The organism is Brenneria sp. g21c3, assembly GCF_040240345.1.
Lineage (GTDB): Bacteria > Pseudomonadota > Gammaproteobacteria > Enterobacterales > Enterobacteriaceae > Brenneria.
The window spans coordinates 63042-81612 of the sequence record NZ_JBEIAB010000004.1; the positions used below are offsets into that span (position 1 = coordinate 63042).

The 18571-nt window shown below is 52.8% G+C and carries 15 protein-coding genes; 9 read left to right on the forward strand and 6 right to left on the reverse strand.

Annotated elements, in window-relative coordinates:
• Positions 1 to 20 precede the first annotated feature (20 nt).
• Positions 21 to 896 (forward strand): helix-turn-helix domain-containing protein, encoded by an 876-nt coding sequence (locus ABRZ28_RS07650; protein ID WP_319603253.1) that lies wholly within the window; start codon positions 21 to 23, stop codon positions 894 to 896.
• Here ABRZ28_RS07650 and pepT read toward each other — a convergent pair.
• A complete protein-coding gene (pepT, locus tag ABRZ28_RS07655; protein ID WP_330519910.1) occupies positions 882 to 2129 on the reverse strand; it encodes a peptidase T in 1248 nt (415 codons plus the stop codon). The two genes, ABRZ28_RS07650 and pepT, sit on opposite strands and share 15 nt — an antisense overlap.
• Before the next feature lie 161 nt (positions 2130 to 2290).
• Between pepT and dusC the strand changes: the two genes are divergently transcribed.
• From dusC to ABRZ28_RS07675, 4 genes are all read left to right on the forward strand, one after another.
• Positions 2291 to 3229: a tRNA dihydrouridine(16) synthase DusC gene (dusC, locus tag ABRZ28_RS07660; RefSeq protein WP_330519911.1), complete on the forward strand. Its 939-nt coding sequence runs from the start codon at positions 2291 to 2293 to the stop codon at positions 3227 to 3229.
• Between the two features lie 135 nt (positions 3230 to 3364).
• Positions 3365 to 4780: an S-methylmethionine permease gene (mmuP, locus tag ABRZ28_RS07665; RefSeq protein ID WP_330519912.1), complete on the forward strand. Its 1416-nt coding sequence runs from the start codon at positions 3365 to 3367 to the stop codon at positions 4778 to 4780.
• Positions 4770 to 5711: a homocysteine S-methyltransferase gene (mmuM, locus tag ABRZ28_RS07670; protein ID WP_330519913.1), complete on the forward strand. Its 942-nt coding sequence runs from the start codon at positions 4770 to 4772 to the stop codon at positions 5709 to 5711. The genes mmuP and mmuM overlap by 11 nt, the downstream gene beginning before the upstream one ends.
• 11 nt (positions 5712 to 5722) lie before the next feature.
• Positions 5723 to 6274 (forward strand): hypothetical protein, encoded by a 552-nt coding sequence (locus ABRZ28_RS07675; protein ID WP_330519915.1) that lies wholly within the window; start codon positions 5723 to 5725, stop codon positions 6272 to 6274.
• Between the two features lie 10 nt (positions 6275 to 6284).
• Here the strand turns inward: ABRZ28_RS07675 and ABRZ28_RS07680 are convergent, their stop codons facing one another.
• From ABRZ28_RS07680 to ABRZ28_RS07700, 5 genes are all read right to left on the reverse strand, one after another.
• A complete protein-coding gene (locus tag ABRZ28_RS07680) occupies positions 6285 to 7079 on the reverse strand; it encodes a response regulator transcription factor (protein WP_319603248.1) in 795 nt (264 codons plus the stop codon).
• On the reverse strand, positions 7072 to 8772 hold the full coding sequence (locus ABRZ28_RS07685; RefSeq protein WP_330519916.1) for a cache domain-containing sensor histidine kinase: 1701 nt from the start codon (positions 8770 to 8772) through the stop codon (positions 7072 to 7074). The genes ABRZ28_RS07680 and ABRZ28_RS07685 overlap by 8 nt, the downstream gene beginning before the upstream one ends.
• 87 nt (positions 8773 to 8859) lie before the next feature.
• Positions 8860 to 10515: an ABC transporter permease gene (locus tag ABRZ28_RS07690; protein WP_330519917.1), complete on the reverse strand. Its 1656-nt coding sequence runs from the start codon at positions 10513 to 10515 to the stop codon at positions 8860 to 8862.
• Positions 10512 to 11615: an ABC transporter ATP-binding protein gene (locus tag ABRZ28_RS07695; protein WP_330519918.1), complete on the reverse strand. Its 1104-nt coding sequence runs from the start codon at positions 11613 to 11615 to the stop codon at positions 10512 to 10514. The genes ABRZ28_RS07690 and ABRZ28_RS07695 overlap by 4 nt, the downstream gene beginning before the upstream one ends.
• A 174-nt stretch (positions 11616 to 11789) precedes the next feature.
• Positions 11790 to 12824, reverse strand: coding sequence for an ABC transporter substrate-binding protein (locus tag ABRZ28_RS07700; RefSeq protein WP_319603244.1), 1035 nt, complete (start codon positions 12822 to 12824; stop codon positions 11790 to 11792).
• Between the two features lie 764 nt (positions 12825 to 13588).
• Here ABRZ28_RS07700 and cyaB point away from each other — a divergent pair.
• The 4 genes from cyaB (at position 13589) to ABRZ28_RS07720 (ending at position 18559) form a co-directional block, all read left to right on the forward strand.
• Positions 13589 to 14128: a class IV adenylate cyclase gene (gene cyaB / locus ABRZ28_RS07705; RefSeq protein ID WP_319603243.1), complete on the forward strand. Its 540-nt coding sequence runs from the start codon at positions 13589 to 13591 to the stop codon at positions 14126 to 14128.
• A 569-nt stretch (positions 14129 to 14697) separates the two neighbouring features.
• On the forward strand, positions 14698 to 16107 hold the full coding sequence (locus tag ABRZ28_RS07710) for a flavocytochrome c (RefSeq protein ID WP_330519919.1): 1410 nt from the start codon (positions 14698 to 14700) through the stop codon (positions 16105 to 16107).
• Between the two features lie 139 nt (positions 16108 to 16246).
• Positions 16247 to 16582, forward strand: a complete 336-nt coding sequence (locus ABRZ28_RS07715) for an FMN-binding protein (RefSeq protein WP_319603241.1) — start codon at positions 16247 to 16249, stop codon at positions 16580 to 16582.
• Between the two features lie 465 nt (positions 16583 to 17047).
• Positions 17048 to 18559: a BglG family transcription antiterminator gene (locus ABRZ28_RS07720; protein WP_330519920.1), complete on the forward strand. Its 1512-nt coding sequence runs from the start codon at positions 17048 to 17050 to the stop codon at positions 18557 to 18559.
• The last annotated feature ends 12 nt before the right edge of the window (positions 18560 to 18571 follow it).

Below are 18571 nucleotides of genomic sequence, written 5' to 3' on the forward strand. Positions count from 1 at the left end.
TTATTGGTAAGGAGAGGGGAATGCACCGGTATAAAGTGTTCGACACGCTACAGCATCATAAAACTAAACTGCGTGATACCGTTGAGTTGGGTTGCGGCGTGCGTCTGGCGTCATGGTCTAACAGCCACGATCGCGTCACTATGGAAAATACCGATCACCACACTATCAGCCTGTACGTCGCCGATGGTTACGAGAGCTATCACCAGACGGCGAATGGCTGGCGCAACGGCGGCGGTCCCGACCGCTTCTGCCTGATGCCGAAAGATTGCATCTCAACCTGGGACATTCGCGGCGACCTTTCGTTTGTTCACCTTTACTGCGATGACGGTCATTTTCGCCGGCTGGCGGAACAAACCTGGGATCGCAGCCCGGCCGTTATCCGTACCGAAGAGCGGATCTTTGGCGACGACCCGCAAATCACTACGCTTTACCGACAGTTTTTACTCAACAACAGTTGGGCGGATCCGGCGAACCAACTGGTGCTGAGCAGCGCGGCGACGCTGTTGATGCTGCATATCCTGAGACAATATACCCAGCTTCAATGGACGCTACCCGAGGTGCGGGGCGGTCTGGCGCCGGCGGTGCAGCGCAGGGTGAAAGAGATGATGGAAAACCGGCTGGGCGAACCGCTGACGCTGGCTGAACTGGCCGCGGAGGCCGGGTTAAGCGAATTTCACTTTGCCCGCATGTTCCGTCAGAGCGAGGGCATGGCGCCGCACCAGTATATCCTGACGCGGCGGTTGGCGCGGGCGGAGGAGATGCTGCGCCGCAGCGCGCTGTCGATCACCGAGATTGCGCTGCTGTGCGGCTTCAGTTCCGCCAGCCACCTCAGTCATCGTTTCAAAAGCGAGCGCGGCATCACGCCCTCGGCGCTGCGTCGGTCACTGCTGCGCTGAGGCGTCGCCGGCCGCCAGCAGACACAGATTCAGCGCGACCTGGTACGATTTCACAAACGAGGGAATCGGCAGGAATTCAAAGCGCGAATGAAAATTGTGCGCGCCGGTAAAGAAATTCGGCGTCAGCAAGCCTTTGGCGGACAGCGCCGCGCCGTCGGTGCCGCCGCGCATCGGCGTGACTTTCGGCGGGATCGCCAGCTTATCCAGCGCGGCGAACAGCAGATCGATGGCGCGGCGATCGCCGGTAATCGCATTACTGATGTTGCTGTAGGTATCGCTGACGGTAAAGCTGACTTTGCCGGTGGGATACCGCTCGGCGATCGTCGTCGCCACCTCGGCGATTTGCCGCTTGCGCTGTTCAAACGAGGCCAGATCGAAATCCCGAATGGAGGCCTTCAGCTTCGCCTCATTGGCGTTCGCCGTCAGATCGTTGAACCAGACGTAGCCCTGACGTCCGTCGGTGTGCTCCGGCGTCTGCCGACGGTCGAAATGGCTGATAAAATCGTGCGCCATCAGCAGCGGATTGACCAACACGCCTTTCGCCGACATCGGGTGCGCGGTCACGCCGGTAAAACGGATTTCGGCGGCGGCGGCATTGAAGTTCTCATACACTACTTCGCCCAGCTCACAGCAGTCGATGGTGTAGGCGAAATCCACGTCGAAGCGTTTGAGATCCAGCGCTTTCGCGCCGCGCAGGCCGATCTCTTCATCCGGCACGAATGCCACGACGATATCGCCATGCGGCGTATCGTCGGCGAGGTTCTCCAGCAAGGTCATGACCACCGTGACGGCGGCTTTGTTATCGGCGCCGAGTACGCTGGTGCCGTCGCTGAAAATAATATCCTGCCCGACATAAGGCATAATTTCCGGGTGTTCTGCCGTGCGCAGCCAAATGTCCTGTTCGCGGTTCAGGCAGATATCCGCGCCGGTAAAACGCAGGGTTTGCGGATGAATATGCGCGGATAAACCGACATCGACGGTATCGATGTGCGTAATGAAGCCGATGCGCGGCGCGTCGGGGCAATTGCCCGGTTTTAACGCGGTGACGGTGGCATGCTCATCGATAACGATATTGTTCAGACCGAGTTCACGCAGCTCTTCCGCCAGCATTTTCGCCATGTCGTGTTGTCCCGGCGTGCTGGGCAGCGTTGAAGAGGCGGCGTCGCTTTGGCTGGTCACGGCGAGATAGCGGTAAAAGCGTTTGCTGAGCTGACTGGCCAGATTGTGGGTCATAACGCATCCTTCCTGCTTTGTTTTTTGCATTTTGCGGCTGTTTTATATCGTAGCCTAATTATGTTATTTGTTAACTACCTCTGTTTTTTCGTTGCGCGCTCCTGACAAGGAACAGTACCATTGCCTGCTTTTTACTGGCCCGTTGGTAACCGAGTAACGTTATGCGTGTTCTGCTTGCTCCGATGGAAGGGGTTCTCGACTCTCTGGTGCGGGAACTGCTGACCGACGTTAATGATTACGATCTGTGCATCACCGAATTTTTACGGGTGGTCGATCGCTGCCTGCCGGTCAAATCCTTCTATCGTTTATGCCCGGAATTACACCATGCCAGCCGCACGCCGTCCGGCACGCCGGTGCGCGTCCAACTGCTGGGACAATATCCGCACTGGCTGGCGGAAAACGCCTGTCGGGCGGTCGAGTTGGGCTCCCACGGCGTTGACTTAAACTGCGGCTGCCCGTCCAAACTGGTCAACGGCAGCGGCGGCGGGGCGACGTTGCTCAAAGATCCCGAACTGATTTATCAGGGCGTTAAAGCGATGCGCGCCGCGGTGCCGTCGCATCTGCCGGTAACGGTGAAAGTGCGTCTCGGCTGGGATTCGCCGTCTCGCCGGTTTGAGATCGCCGATGCGGCGCAGCAGGCGGGGGCGACGGAATTGACGGTACACGGACGCACCAAAGAAGAGGGCTATAAAGCGGAGTGCATTGACTGGCAGGCCATCGGCGAGATTCGTCGGCGGCTGACCATTCCGGTGATCGCCAACGGCGAAATCTGGGACTGGCAAAGCGCGCAGGCGTGTATGGCGGCCACCGGCTGCGACGCCATCATGATTGGTCGCGGGGCGCTTAACGTGCCGAATCTGAGCCGGGTGATCAAATACCAGGAACCGCGTATGCCGTGGGCGGCGGTGGTGACGTTGCTGCGAAAATACGTCCAACTGGAAAAACAGGGCGATACCGGCCTGTATCACGTCGCGCGCATCAAACAGTGGCTGGGCTATCTGCGCAAGGAGTATCGCGAGGCCGCAGCCTTGTTTAGCGAGATCCGCGCGCTGAAAACCTCGGCTGAAATCGCGCGCGCGATCGGCAACCTTCCGGACTAACCCGCTTTCCCCCGTTGCGCAAATTGTGGCTGATCGACGCCGTCCCACCCGGACTACCTTTGCTTTCCGGCTTATTTAGCGGTATAACGCGCCATCTGTCTGGAAGTTTAGACGTCTGTATATGCAAGGGGCATGATGGAACAGCACAAGGCCGGCCCGGCAGGGCAATTCAAGCGCACGATGAAAGCGCGTCATTTGGTTATGCTTTCGCTCGGCGGCGTTATCGGCACCGGGCTTTTTTTCAATACCGGTTACATCATTTCGACCACGGGGGCGGCGGGGACGCTGATGGCCTACCTGATCGGCGCGCTGGTGGTGTATCTGGTCATGCTGAGCCTGGGCGAGTTGTCCGTCGCCATGCCGGAAACCGGCGCTTTTCATGTCTATGCCGCGCGATACCTCGGCCCGGCCACGGGCTATACCGTCGCCTGGCTGTACTGGCTGACCTGGACGGTGGCGCTGGGCTCCAGCCTTACCGCGGCCGGATTCTGCATGCAGTACTGGTTTCCCCACGTGCCGGTCTGGATCTGGTGTTTGCTGTTCTGCACGCTGATATTCCTGCTGAACGTCATCTCGTCGCGTTTCTTTGCTGAAGGCGAGTTTTGGTTTTCGCTGATCAAAGTGGTGACCATTCTGGCGTTTATCATTCTGGGCGCGGGCGCGATGTTCGGCTTTATTCCGCTGAAAGACGGATCGCCGGCGCCGTTTTTCCAGAACATCACCGCATCGGGCTGGTTCCCGCACGGCGGCCTGCCGATACTGATGACCATGGTGGCGGTTAACTTCGCGTTTTCCGGGACGGAATTGATCGGCATCGCCGCCGGCGAAACGGAAAATCCGCAGAAAGTCGTTCCCATCGCTATCCGCACCACGGTGGCGCGACTGGTGATTTTCTTTATCGGCACCGTGGTGGTGCTGGCGGCGATGTTGCCGATGGATCAGGCGGGGATTATTAAAAGCCCGTTTGTGATGGTGTTTGAAAAAATCGGCATTCCTTATGCGGCGGATATTTTTAACTTCGTCATTCTTACCGCGATCCTCTCCGCCGCCAACTCCGGGCTCTATGCCTCAGGGCGTATGTTGTGGTCGTTGTCGAACGAACGCACGCTGCCGGCGTGTTTTTCGCGCCTGACGCGTCGCGGCATCCCGCTGTTCGCCATTTCGGTCAGCATGCTCGGCGGACTGCTGGCGCTGTTCTCCAGCGTAGTGGCGCCGGATACCGTATACGTGGCGCTGTCCGCCATTTCCGGCTTTGCCGTGGTGGCGGTCTGGTTGAGTATCTGCGCGTCTCACTATGCTTTTCGTCGTCGTCACCTGCGCGCCGGTCTGCCGCTGGCGGATCTGCAATATCGCGCGCCGTGGTTTCCGGTAACGCCGATTCTCGGCTTCGCCCTCTGTTTACTGGCCTGTATCGGACTGGCGTTTGATCCTGAGCAGCGCATCGCGCTGTGGTGCGGAATACCCTTTGTCGCTTTATGTTATGGCGCTTATTATTTCACTAAACTGATTCAGAAACGTGAATTCTCGAAGGGAGCGGAAGATGTTGCGTAGTAATCCGGTGGCCGACATGCTGGCGACGACGCCGACGATTGTGCTGGATGGGGCATTGGCCACGGAGCTGGAAGCGCGCGGTTGCGATCTGACCGATCCCCTCTGGTCGGCCAGGGTGCTAATCGAAAATCCGGCGCTGATTTATCAGGTTCATCTCGACTATTTTAACGCGGGAGCGCAGTGCGCCATTACGGCCAGCTATCAGGCGACCCCGCAGGGGTTTAAAGCCCGCGGACTCGACGAACGGCAGTCGCTGGCGCTGATTGAAAAAAGCGTACGGCTGGCGGCGCAGGCGCGCGACGACTATCGCCGCGACCATCCTGAAAGCGGCAGGTTGCTGATCGCCGGATCGGTCGGGCCGTACGGCGCTTATCTGGCGGACGGCTCGGAGTATCGCGGCGACTACGCGTTGCCGCCGGCGGAGATGATGGCTTTTCACCGCCCGCGCATCGCGGCGCTGCTTGACGCCGGCGTGGACATTCTTGCCTGTGAAACGCTGCCGTCGTTCGCTGAAATCAAGGCGCTGGTCGATTTGCTGGCGGAATTTCCCCAGGCGTCGGCCTGGTTCTCCTTTACGCTGCGCGACAGCCACCACCTGAGCGACGGCACCCCGTTGCCGGATGTGCTGTTATTGCTGAATCGCTGCCCGCAGGTTGTCGCCGTCGGCATCAACTGCATTGCGCTGGACAGCGTAACCGCGGCGTTAACGCAGCTATCCGCCAATACCTCGCTGCCGCTGGTGGTGTATCCGAATTCGGGCGAGCACTATGATGCGGTCAGCAAAACCTGGGAGCGTCACGCGGACGACGCCTGTTCCCTGACGGCGCATTTAGCGCAGTGGCGGGCGGCCGGCGCGAAATTGATCGGCGGTTGCTGCCGCACGACGCCGGCGGATATCGCCGGCATCGCCCGCTTTTGTCAGTCTGCGTGATAAGGAGAGTAATGATGGATATCGATGCTGAGCTGCATCAACAATATGCACAAGCAAGACGGCATAGCGGGCAGACTGCGCCAGTGACGCTGCTGTCCATCGACGACCGGCAAACGACGGCCGTCTGCGGCGCCGGGGCGGCGCCGGACGTTATTCTGCGTCTGAAGCTGGGCAGTAAAAAAACGGCGGAAGCCTTTTTTAAACATCTTCCGCCCACGCCGGATGAAATGGAGCTGGCGATTATGACCGTCGAAGATGAGGTGATGGCGATTCGTCACGATCTGCCGCCAGACTCGTCGCTGTTTTCCTGCGATCCGGAACTGGCGGTTATCGCCCGGCTTTCCGGCGGGCAGGAAGGCCCCGACGGCTGGCTATTGCCGCTGGATAATATGGAGCAAACCTTCAAACGGCTGGAGCGGGTGATGCTGGGCAGTCCCGCCTCCTGGGAAGAGATACCGCTGGACAACGCGTTCTCCGCCAGATTGCTGATTTTGCGAGAATTTATGCATCATCATGGTTTTGAAAACGTGCGTATTCTGGCGACGGCGCCTGACGACAAATAAGGCGCTGCGCTTAATTGACGTGCCGCGATCCAAACCGTTCCTGATACTGGCCGGGGGTGCAGTCCGCATATTTTCTGAAGATGGCGATAAAATATTTGTAATCCTTAAAACCGACGTCGGAAGCGATAAGGTAGATTTTACGATCGCCGCGTTTCAGTAAATCCATCGCCCGGCCGATGCGGTAGCGGTTCAGAAAATCATTGAACGTATAGGTGGTTTCGCTTTTGAATTTACGGTTCAGGTAGGCCGCGCTGATGCTAAGCCGCGTCACCAGATCGTTAATGGAGATTTTTGCCGCGTAGTTTTCCTGGATATATTCAATCGCCTTCGCCACATAATGCGAGGTGTGATGCGGCAGTTTCATTAATGAAGTCTGGATATCTTCATCGCCGGACGACGCGGCGTCCAGCATGGCGGCATAACGCTGCTTGATTTCAACCTGCCGTTTCGCCCGTTCCAGCGCGTCGGCGAGCTGTTCCTGATCGAGCGGTTTGAGCAAATATTCCGTGACCCCGAGGCGGATAGCCTGTTTCGCCAGACCGAACTCGTCATAGCCGGACAGAATAATATAGCTGCAAATGGCGGCGTCCCGCTCGCTATGTTCGATCATCGAAATGCCGTTCATCAGCGGCATATTGATATCCACCACCACGATATCCGGTTTCAGCGTGCGAATATAATGCAGACCGGACTCGCCGTTTTCCGCTTCGCCCACCACGATACAGTCTGCCGCCAGCCAGTCGAAGGTATAGCGAAGCCCCTTGCGGATGATTTCCTCGTCTTCAATCAGCAGCACTTTAAACATGCGCGCTCTCCTTTTCACAGGGAATGGTGATTCTGACGGTCGTACTTTCGCCGGCGCGGCTGCTGATGGCAAGGCCGTAACGATCGCCGTAGATTAGCGTCAGGCGGCGGTGCAGATTGTGCAGGCCGATATGCGGGGTCTGATTATTCGCTTCCGACAGGATGTGTCGCACGGCGCGCAGCCGCTCTTCACTCATGCCGCCGCCATTGTCCGTGACTTCAATCAGCACATCCGTTCCCACCCTGTAACCGTTAACGGCGATATAAAGCGTCTCTTTTTGCTGGTAGCCGTATTTAATCGAATTCTCGATGACCGCCTGTAACATCAGCCGCGGCACGCGGGCATTCATCGCCTCTTTATTGACGTCGATCGCGTAGCCCAGGCGATCGCGGAAACGCATATGTTGCAGCTTTAAGTAGTCCTCAACGTAATTCAGATCGTCTTTCAGGATCACCGTGTCGCTTTCCGTACTGATGCTGTAGCGCAACAGCCTGGACATCAGCAACACCATTTGCTGCGCCAGATCGCGATCGATGACGATGGCATAACGCAGCATTTCCAGTACGTTGAAGATAAAGTGCGGATGAAACTGAGACTGAAGATGTTTCACCTCCGTCATTCTGCGCAGTCTGGACAGCTCCTCGTTGCGCGTCAGCAAGTCATTGAGCCGGGTGAGCATGGCGTTGTACTGGTCGGCCAGCAGTTCAAATTCATCGCCGGTATCGAGATGAACATAAGAGTGCATATTGCCGGCCTGTAATTCGCCGACCGCATAAATCAGTTTATCGATAGCCTGGGTGTGGCGCGCCGCAATCGCCCGCGCCAGAAATTGAATCAGCAACAGCAGCAGCAGGCTGGCGACGATGAAAAATACGATCAGCGACAGGTAGGTGGAGTTCATCAACTGGATGGCATTCAGCGTATAAATATGCCAGTTCGCCGCCGGGACAACCGCCTCGCTGCTGCGATAGCGTCCGTTATCGATGACGATATCGCCGTTTTCCCGCTCCAGCGTCAGCTTGTTGAGCGGCCCGCGCACGATGTTATTGGTGGTGGCGATAATGGTGTTATGCCGATCGGCGACGATTGCGATTTCATTGTTGCGGACAAAAATCTGTTTCTGCATATCCGCCTCGTACAACTGGTAGAGCAAATAACCGATGACCTGCCCATTATCACGGATGTCGTGGGCGAAGGTATATACGGTGTAGCGGTCATGAGAAAAGCGGATATGGTTGGTCTCGGTCAGCGTCGATTGCCCGTTTCTGTACATGCGTTGCGCAATGGCTTTCAGCGCATTGTCCGCCGATTCAGGGCTGAGATTGGCGGAGGAGGCGAGAATATCGCCCTGGGCGTTCAACAGATGCATGACGCTCCTGATGGTCTGGCGATTGTTGAAATTGTAGAACTGCTCGAATACGCGCGGGCCGTCGCGCCGGGAACGGGTAAATTCGATCACTTCGGGAAGGGCGCTCATTCGCGTCATCTCCCATTCATAGGCCCGGTATGTGTCGTCAAGCGCGGCGCGGATCGAACGGGCGGCTTCCCGCGTCTGCTGGCTTAACGTAAAGCGCGCATTCACCACGGTGAAAGCCAAAAACAGGATAAACAACAGTAAGATAGGAACAAAAGCATACAGTAGAAACATCCGTCGGATCGAATCTTTGAAATTATGCTTGGGGGATATCGCCACTGTTTCGTCTCCTGCATGCCGTTCGTCATTGTACACCATGATACGGAGGCAGTCCGGCCGGCACGCCGCGCCGGCCGGACTGGCTGCCTACAGCGTGATCTCTTTTTTGCCCGTTAGCCTGAAGAAGATCAGCAGCGATATGACCGTGGTCACCGTCAGCAGCGTCGATAGCGCCGCCGCCACCCCGTAATTGCCTCTAACCACTTCAGTGTAGATCGCCACCGTCATGGTTTTCGTCTGGCCGGTATAGAGAATAATCGAGGTGCTTAACTCGGTAATGATGCTGATCCAGCTTAATATGGCGCCGGCAATCACCCCCGACATCATCATCGGCACCGTAATGCGAAAGAAGGTCTTCATGGGTGAGGCGCCAAGACTGATGGCCGCTTCCTCTATGCTGTCATTGACCTGATGCAGCACGGCCGCGCTGGAGCGGATGGTATACGGCAGGCGTCGAATGACGAATGCCGCGATCATGATGGCGGCCGTGCCGCTGAGCAACAGCGGGGGCTGATTGAACGTCGACAGCAGGGCGATACCCAAAATAGAGCCCGGTACGATGTAGGGCATCATGGTGAAGGTATCCAGCAGGTTCGCCACCATACCTTTGCGTTTTACCGTGGCATAGGCGATCAGCACGGCGATGAACGTAATCAGGATGATGGTCACGATCGCCAGTAAAAACGTATTGGCGATCGCGTCGCCCACCCGGGTGAAGGCAAGGCGGTAGCTGTCCAGCGAATAGCCGTCGACAAAAATCTTGCCTGAGGTTTTCAGAAACGAGGTATAGGCGACATAGAGCTGCGGCATCATCGCCACCGCCGTAAACAAATAAACATAGAGATGCGCGGCGATATTGCCCAATCCGCGTTTATCCTCCGGCACGATGGGGTTCAGCGCGCTCATGCTATACGATTTGCGGTTGGCGATATATTTCTGCAACAGAAATACCGCCATGGTGAACAGCACCACCACGACGCTGATGGCCGCGGCAAAGCCGTCGTCGCCGCCGACTTCGCTGATAAACTCATTAAAGATCAAAACCGGCACGGTGCGGTAACCTTCACCAATCAGCATCGGCGTGCCGAAATCGGCAAACGCGCGCATAAACACCAGCAGACCGCCCGCCAGCAGGGGCGGCGTGATCAGCGGCATCAGGACGATCCACATTTTACGCAGGCCCGTGCAGTTCATGCTTTCCGCCGCTTCCAGCAGAGAATGGTCGACGTTCTTCAGCGCCCCCGCGACATACATGAATATCAACGGCGATAGTTGCAGGGTGAGCACCAGCAAAATGCCGGAAAAGCCGTAAATATCCGGCAGCTCGACGCCCAGATGTTGCTGAAAGAAGCGGGTAACGACGCCGCTTCTGCCCAGCAGCAGGATCCACGCATAGGCGCCGATAAAGGGCGCGGACATGGATGAGATTAAAATCAGAACCTGAATCGCGCCGCGGCCTTTGATGTTAATCGTGGACATGATCCAGGCCAGCGGGCCGGCCACCAGCACAGACAGCAGCGTGACGCAGACCGTCACCTTCAGGCTGTTCCACACGGCGTTCATATAATAGGCTTTGCCGAAGAATTTGCTGAAATAGGCCAGCGAGAATTCACCGCTGCCGCTGTCGAAAAAACTTTTGACCAGAATGGTAAACAGCGGCAGGGCAAGGAAAATAATATAGCCGAGAAAAATAAACAGAGTGATATAGGTCCAGATATCCCGGCGCGGCGTATTCGCATTCATAAGCGTGTTTCCCCGGTGTAATTCACTTCACCGGCGGCGTCGTAGATGTTGATCGCCGCGGTATTCACTTTCAGACGCACCTTTTCTCCCGGCGCCATATCGCCGTTGCCGCCGGACTGTTGAATAATCTCGACCTGCTGGCCGTTTTCCAGCGCGATATTCAGATGGGTATTCAAGCCAAGAAAAATAGCGCTTACCACCGTGCCGCTTAATCCGCTTTCATCCGTTGAGAAGATAAACTCTTCCGGGCGTACGGACAGTTTGACCTCGACGCTGCGGTCCGGCGGTATGTCCAGGCGCAGCGCGGCAATGGGCTCGGCGTAATCGCCGATGCGCAGCAGCGCGCCGCCATTTTCCCCGACGTTCAGTTTCGCCTCGACAATATTGGTGCGGCCGATAAAGGTGGCGACGAACAGGTTCGCCGGACGCCGATAAATCTCACGCGGCGAACCCACCTGTTGAATCACGCCGGATTTCATGACCGCGATGCGATCGGACACCGCCATCGCCTCTTCCTGATCGTGGGTGACGTAGACCGTGGTGATCCCCACTTCATGCTGGATGGCCTTGATGGCGTTGCGCATATCAACGCGCAGCTGCGCATCCAGATTGGATAAGGGTTCATCCATCAACAGCACGTCCGGGCGAATAACGATGGCGCGCGCCAGCGCCACACGCTGTTGTTGTCCGCCGGATAGGTTTTTCGGCATGCGATCCCTGAAGGATTCGATTTGCACGACCTCCAATATTTCCTGCACCCGCCGCTCTCTTTCCGCTTTGTCGACGGGGCGGTTGCGCAAGCCGAACTCCACATTTTGCGCCACATTCAGATGGGGAAATATCGCGTAATTCTGGAATACCATGCCGATATTACGTTTGCCCGGCGCGACCTGATTCATGACGCGTTCATTAAACGCCAACTGACCCTCTTCAATACTGTTAAATCCGGCAATCATACGCAGCAGGGTGGTTTTGCCGCAGCCCGACGGCCCTAATAAGGTAAAAAATTCGCCTTCTTTAATGTTGAGAGATAATTTTGGAATGATCGTGGTATCGCCATATTTTTTGACGATATTACGGAAAGAAATTGCAACGCTCATATAAATACCCGCTTTACAGATTATACGCGTCATATTTCAAGTTGCATGCACCCTGGCCGCATTTCTGCAACCTGAATATATTTATCGTATATTTAAATGTCGGAGAATATTCCCGACTTGCCGGCGCGATTATTTCCAATCGGCGAGTCGGGTTATTTCATTAATAATGTCTGACTACCGGGTAATACTGGTGAACAGTTCGGTATATTTTTCGATAATCTCTTTCTTATGTTCGCTGACATAAGAGATATCTTCTTCAATGGTTTTAATTTGCGTCATCGGCGTCATATATTTGCCGGGCTGTACATCGGCGCGCAGCGGTCGGTTGGTTGTCTGCGAGCCAAGCGCTTCCTGGGCTTCTTTGGAGATAATGAAATCGATAAATTTCCTGGCGTTCTCCTCATGCCGGGCGCCTTTGACGATCCCCGCCACGCCATCCAGAAAGACCGCGCCCTCAGTCGGATAAACCACGCGCACCGGCGCGCCGTCCTTCACGTAGCTGACCGCCGGATCTTCATAGGTCAGCGCGACGATATATTCGCCGTCGGCCACGCTTTTATGCGCTTTGCTGGAACTGCCGGCGATTTTACCGTCCAGATTTTTGATCAAGCCGCCCACATAGTTCCAACCGGCATCGGAGGTATAATCGTTTCCTTTGGCTTTCAGCATGTTGGTCAACTGATGGAAAGCGGAACTGGAGTTGGTGGGGTCCGCCATCGCAATTTTACCTTTGAGTTGCGGGTTGAGCAGATCCTGATAACTGTTGATTTTGATATCGCCGGCCAGATTGGTATTCACCAGCATGACGCTGCCGTCAGAGACATAAGCGGTCATAATGCCGCTGGTGTTGCGATGGCCTTCGAACAGATATTGATCGTTGGGCGAGACATATTTTTCGAACAGGTCGGCATTGGCGGTGAACAGTTCAAAAGCGCCGCCGAACATCACATCCGCATAGGCTTTGCCCTTCTCTGAACGGATACGTTTCACCAGTTCGCCGCTGCCGGCTGAAACCAGTTCGACCGTAATACCGGTTTGTTTTTCAAATAACGGCACCAGCGCATTAATCATTGACTCGCTGTTGGGCGTATAGACCACCAGTTTATTCGACCCCGTCGTTGCGTTTTTATCAGAATTTTCGTCTCCGCAGGCAACCAGCATGCCGGCTAATAACGAGACAATGACTGACCATCTTAACCATTTCATCATTTAATTTTCCCCTGCCTATTTGGATGACAATTCGATTCTATCAGCCGGTCATTCTTTTAATATCCTAAAATCCGATAACATCGTCCAAAATACGCAACCGATTTCGCCATTAATCATAGCATCAACTTATATTACTGAGAGATTCGTGTTTTATGCCATTTTCGGGGGGGCGAAAATAGTACTCGGATTTACTTTTACCTGTGTGATTAAATTAATTTAACCTGATTGCAGGGTGATATAATAAATACCTATGGAATTATCCGGCAACGGTGATGTTTTCATTCCCAGGAGATAACGTTATTAAATAGAGCGCCGCCGGTTGTCGGTCATCGATATGTATCGTCGGTATTGCGTGTTCCCATGTTATGCATTTCTTCGCGTTGATAAATGTCTGACGCCGCCTGCTGATCGCGGCGCATTTTCCTGCTTTTTTACCAATAACACTGAATTAACAAAAGGATAGCGCTAAGCTAACGGGTGTTTGGCTGATTTTTCCGTCTCGGTTATTATTACGCCGGTATGATGCGCGACAGGCAGAAAGGCAGTGTCGCACCGTTCAGGCGTGACGACGCACCTCATCCCGCGCTGATTTGAGCGGATGGCTATCGCTGTCGCTGGCGAGGTTCGTCCTGGGACGACTGGGTGTGCAGGCGGCGGGTGCGGGTCACGATTTTACGTGTCGACATCTTTCGGACAAAGCGTGTTGCTATGTTGAGCTGAGCGTCCCATAGTGCTTACAGATAGTCCTGTAAGGAGAAAAGAGCATGGTTGAACATTTCACAGGGAAATATGAAGTTGAACTCAAATTTCGTATCCAGGATATCGCAATATTTCGCGATACGCTTTTCGGCCACCATCCCGAGGCCTTTATTTTCGAAAATAAAGAACATGATGTTTATTACGACGATGCGAACGATGGACTGCAAAAACAAAATATCAGTATGGTGTTGCGGCGTATGGAGCCGTCAGGCATTAAGCTTTGGATCGTCAAAGGACCCGGCGCGGAGCGTTGTGAGGCGGTAAACATTGAATCGTTCGAGAAGGCCGACAGCATGCTGCAAACGCTGGGATATAAAGCGATTCATGAAGTCGGTAAAACGCGCAGCGTCTATTTCCTGGATATTTTCCATATTACGCTGGATTATATCGAATCCCTCGGTCACTTTGTTGAAATATCCGTCATGACGGATGATGAAGCGCAATTGAGTCCGCTGAGAGAACAATGCATCGAATGTGCGATTCGCCTCGGGTTGTTAATGGATAATATTGAAACCCATTCTTATCGCCAATTGCTGGGTTTTTAAGCGCGGGATTTTACGCTTTATCTTTCAGATGCAGGTATGTCCGTTTTCCCCATTCCTGCATCTTGCGTCGCCTTTGCCGTGAATATGTCCATCCTGTGTTTTTTATGTTATTCCGTTGTTAAATTCAGATTATCCGCCGCTATTTCAGCGCGTTCGGAACGCGTGTTTATTTCCCTATTCGCCCGGCAGGGTAGCTTGTCGGAGAAATTGTCCGCCGTTTTTCATTCGATGGATAAAATCATGCCGATTTATAATTAAAAAAATTTCTAAATATATGATCGAGTTAAAATTTTTGCATAAAAATCAGAGTAGGATTTAAATCAACCCCGTGGGTGCATGCTAACGGAATGATTAATTTTCTGTCTGCATCAAACCGTGGCTGATAAAGAGTGAATCGTAAATAGAAATCGTCGTTTGGAATTCCTTAGGGATAAGCCTGCTTTTCGTCAACGAAAATCGGTTGCCGCATAGCATAAGGAACCTCTGCGGTATGTTCTGCGGTAAACAGATAATCAGACTTGTTCCGATAGGGAATCCCTTCCTGGAAATAACAAATATAGGTTCATATTATGAAGAAAAAAGTCCTGCTATTGAGCGCGCTGGCGTTGATCTTATCCTCAGCAGTTCACAGTGAAACGACTGATTTGGTTATTATAGGCGCGGGTGGGGCTGGTATGTCGGCCGCCATTGAAGCGCATAATCAGGGCGCAAAAGTGATATTGCTGGAGAAAATGCCTTTTGCCGGCGGGAATACCGCTCGGGCGGAGGCCGGATTGAATGCCGCCGGCACGGAACTGCAAAAATCCAGAGGTATCAAGGATAGCCCGGAACTCTTCTATGAAGACACCATGAAAGGAGGACGAAATCTTAATAATCCGGAAGTGGTGAAAACGTTGACGGAACATGCCAAAGACTCGGTTATCTTCCTGAAAGAGAACGGCGCCGATCTGGCTGACCTGACGCGAACCGGCGGCGCTAGCGTCGACCGTACCCACCGCCCCGCCGGCGGGGTGCCTGCGGGCAGCTTTATTGCCACCGCATTGCTCAAAAAGGTCAAGGCGCTGGACATCGATTTGCGCACCCATACCTCAGCGACCGATATCGTCCAGAACGACAAGGGTGAAGTCACCGGCGTGAAAGCCAAAGGCAAGGATGGGAAAGAATTCACCATTGACGCCAAGAAAGTGATGATCACGTCAGGCGGCTTTGGGGCTAACTTCGACATGATCAAACAGTACGATCCCAAACTGGTCGGCTTTAAAACCACCAACGCGCCTGGCAGCCAGGGCGACGGCATCAAGATGGCCACCAAGCTGAATGCCAAACTGGTGGATATGGAATATATCCAGATTCACCCTTCAACCGTTCCCGGTAAAGGGATCTTGATTACGGAGGCGGTACGCGGCGACGGCGCCATTATGGTGAATGAAAGCGGCAAACGTTTTGTGAACGAACTGCTGACCCGCGATGTGGTGTCGCAGAGTATCCTCAAACAACCCGGCGCGCATGCCTATCTGATTTTTAATGACGATCTGGTTAAGCAGAATCAGGCGACCCAGTCTTACTTCAAGCAAAAACTGGTTGCCGAAGGCAATACGGTAGAGGAGCTGGCCAAAGCCATCAACGTCGACGGCAAGCAATTGGCGCAGACCGTCAGCGCCTATAGCAACTATGCCAAAGCCGCCAAAGATGATGAGTTCGGCCGTGAAAGCATGAAGCTGGCTCTGGATAGCGGCAAGTATTACGCCATTGAAATCACCCCCGGCATTCACCACACCATGGGCGGGATTGCGATTAACAACAAAGCGCAGGTGCTGGATGTGAACGGCAAGGTGATACCGAACCTGTTTGCCGCCGGGGAAGCGGCCGGCGGGGTGCATGGCGCCAACCGTTTAGGCGGCAACTCGCTGGCGGATATCGTCACCTATGGCCGCATCGGCGCCGATGAAGCGGTAAAAGAGATAAAAGCCGGTAAATAATCAGCGGCATTGATCTCAAAAACCATCCTGGCTCATTGTCCAGGATGGTTGAGTGGTTATATTGGTCTTGGTGACAGGTTCACTACTTGTGGTGGATTTTTGATGGGCGTTTTATGTGTAATTAACTTATGGGAAAGTTATGAAAAAATTCATTCCGGCCGTGTTGGCCACATTGGCTCTTTCGTTCTCTTTTGCCGCTGCCGCCGAGTATAAAGATGGTACTTATACCGGCAAAGCCGCAGGCAAAGAAGGGGAAGTTGAAGTTTCTGTGACGGTTGAAGGAGGGAAAATCACCAACGCCGAAGTCGTCAAACATGAAGATACCGAAGCACTGATGATGGGCGTCATTGATAACGTGGTGCCAGAGTTGATTGAAACTCAGGATCCTGACCAGGTGGATGCGGTAACGGGCGCCACCCTGTCAAGTAACGGGGTGATTAACGCCGTGAAGCAGGCTCTGGAGCAGGCAAAATAATCATCGATCGGCAAGCCATTCTCCTCACCAGTCTGTGATGGGGTACTATCGCAGACTGGTTGTTACATAATTCCTCGTCGCATGTTCATCGTCTGAGTTTTTGTCGTATCAACGGAGACTATAGGATTACTGCATATCCGGCCTGCCTGGCTTATATCCTGTTCTTCCTTTTTATCAGCCAATCATCAGTTTAACGCGATCGTTAAAAAACGTTTATTCGCCGCACGCCTTCTTTTTCACCTTGAATATTGCAGATGCTTGTTGTTTTTTGTGACGTAGTCTTAATTCTATTTAATTAGATTGTGAGTCAGTGCAAGTTTTCTCTGTTTTTATTTCGAAATGTTTTTTGAGTGGTCAATGACGGTGGGCCATTGTGGCCACTATTTAATATTTACAACCAAAGAAATCATTGCCTATATTAAATGTTATAAGCGGGAGGCCAGATGTTACGTTTGGAGAACGCGAATGAAAAATATTCTAACAGAGAGACAATTGAAAATAATGCGCTGCCTGTTTACCCATAATGTTTATGTAAGTTTAGAGAGCATATCGAACCAGACCGCTATCTCAAAAAGAACATTACGGCGCGATATTAAAGATATTAACGACAAGCTTTCTGCTGACGGAATTCGTATTGTCAGTAAGCGTGGCAGCGGCGTAAAAACGAAATTCAGCGATGCCAATGCCGAAATCGCTTCAGGGAAGATATTCATTAACGAAATTGATTCTTTTAACAATAATGTGCGTTTGTTAAAAATAGCGTCTGAGTTGCTGATGAATTCGCCACGTTCGACATCTATCAGTGAATTAGCGAAAAAATATTTTATCAGCCGGGCATCGATTGTGAATGATTTAAAGAAAATTGAGCTATGGCTAAGTGATTTTTCATTAACGTTAACCAAAGATCTCTCTGGTACGCGTATCGAGGGCAGCGATCAGGATATTCGCGTGGCTATGAAGGCATTAGTGTTAAAATCGATTTATCGCCAGCAGAATTTGATGGAAAGCCGTATTGATGATTCCATCATACTTGAACTTTCGGAGAGATTTGGCGAGCAGCATGTATTATTTACAGTTGGTTTGATTAGCTATATAGAAAAACAACTAACATATAGCATTGGCGATCCTTATTATATTAATTTTTTTACGCATGTTTTAGTACTTATACATAGAATCAATACCAGGGAACAAACTTACCTTGACGCTAATCCGGATTTTAGCGCGATGGAAAGCCGTATCTATCAAATCTCGCGTGCGGCGGTAGAACGGATTGAATATTATTATCAGGTCAAATTGGGAACGGTTGAATTACAATATATTTATCAATATCTGGTGTCGTCAGGTAAAACAGGTATTGATTCACTTGTAAAAATGCAGAGCAATGATTCTCAGCGAGCCTCTGCGTTTACGAAGATGCTTATCGATAAGGTATCCGCCAGGATAAAAGTCGATATCACGATGGATACGCATCTGCTGGAGTCGCTGCTATCGCATGTAAAACCGATGCTTAATCGCCTGGAGTATCGTATCAGGATTAAGAATCCGTTGCTGCATGATATCAAGAATGAACTGGGCAGCATTTTTTTAGCCGTGAAATCTTCTATGGCCGTTATGACGCATGAATATGGTTTTGGCGAAATCAATGATGATGAAATCGGCTACTTGACCGTGCATATTCAGGCGGCGATAGAGAGTAATATCAAAAAAAATCGAGTGCTTTTGGTTTGTTCCAGCGGTCTGGGTACCTCCCAGTTATTATATGGCCGAGTCATTCGGGCATTTCCGGACTGGGAGATCGTGGATATTGTTCCCGGAAAAGAAATTGCAGAATACATCAAACGCCAGGATGTTGATATTATTATTTCAACGGTGAAGCTTGAACCGGTTGAAAAACCGGTGGTATATGTTTCGGCGCTGTTTTCCGCCAAAGATATTACCCGAGTGACAGAGTGCCTGGTATCTAATTATATGAAATAGTTAAATAGGGAA

What these genes read in the sequence shown, in the direction of transcription:
- ABRZ28_RS07650 (WP_319603253.1), top strand. Translation starts at nt 21, where the DNA reads ATGCACCGGTATAAAGTGTTCGACACGCTACAGCATCATAAAACTAAA.
- pepT (WP_330519910.1), bottom strand. Translation starts at nt 2,129, where the DNA reads ATGACCCACAATCTGGCCAGTCAGCTCAGCAAACGCTTTTACCGCTAT.
- dusC (WP_330519911.1), top strand. Translation starts at nt 2,291, where the DNA reads ATGCGTGTTCTGCTTGCTCCGATGGAAGGGGTTCTCGACTCTCTGGTG.
- mmuP (WP_330519912.1), top strand. Translation starts at nt 3,365, where the DNA reads ATGGAACAGCACAAGGCCGGCCCGGCAGGGCAATTCAAGCGCACGATG.
- mmuM (WP_330519913.1), top strand. Translation starts at nt 4,770, where the DNA reads ATGTTGCGTAGTAATCCGGTGGCCGACATGCTGGCGACGACGCCGACG.
- ABRZ28_RS07675 (WP_330519915.1), top strand. Translation starts at nt 5,723, where the DNA reads ATGATGGATATCGATGCTGAGCTGCATCAACAATATGCACAAGCAAGA.
- ABRZ28_RS07680 (WP_319603248.1), bottom strand. Translation starts at nt 7,079, where the DNA reads ATGTTTAAAGTGCTGCTGATTGAAGACGAGGAAATCATCCGCAAGGGG.
- ABRZ28_RS07690 (WP_330519917.1), bottom strand. Translation starts at nt 10,515, where the DNA reads ATGAATGCGAATACGCCGCGCCGGGATATCTGGACCTATATCACTCTG.
- ABRZ28_RS07695 (WP_330519918.1), bottom strand. Translation starts at nt 11,615, where the DNA reads ATGAGCGTTGCAATTTCTTTCCGTAATATCGTCAAAAAATATGGCGAT.
- ABRZ28_RS07700 (WP_319603244.1), bottom strand. Translation starts at nt 12,824, where the DNA reads ATGATGAAATGGTTAAGATGGTCAGTCATTGTCTCGTTATTAGCCGGC.
- cyaB (WP_319603243.1), top strand. Translation starts at nt 13,589, where the DNA reads ATGGTTGAACATTTCACAGGGAAATATGAAGTTGAACTCAAATTTCGT.
- ABRZ28_RS07710 (WP_330519919.1), top strand. Translation starts at nt 14,698, where the DNA reads ATGAAGAAAAAAGTCCTGCTATTGAGCGCGCTGGCGTTGATCTTATCC.
- ABRZ28_RS07715 (WP_319603241.1), top strand. Translation starts at nt 16,247, where the DNA reads ATGAAAAAATTCATTCCGGCCGTGTTGGCCACATTGGCTCTTTCGTTC.
- ABRZ28_RS07720 (WP_330519920.1), top strand. Translation starts at nt 17,048, where the DNA reads ATGAAAAATATTCTAACAGAGAGACAATTGAAAATAATGCGCTGCCTG.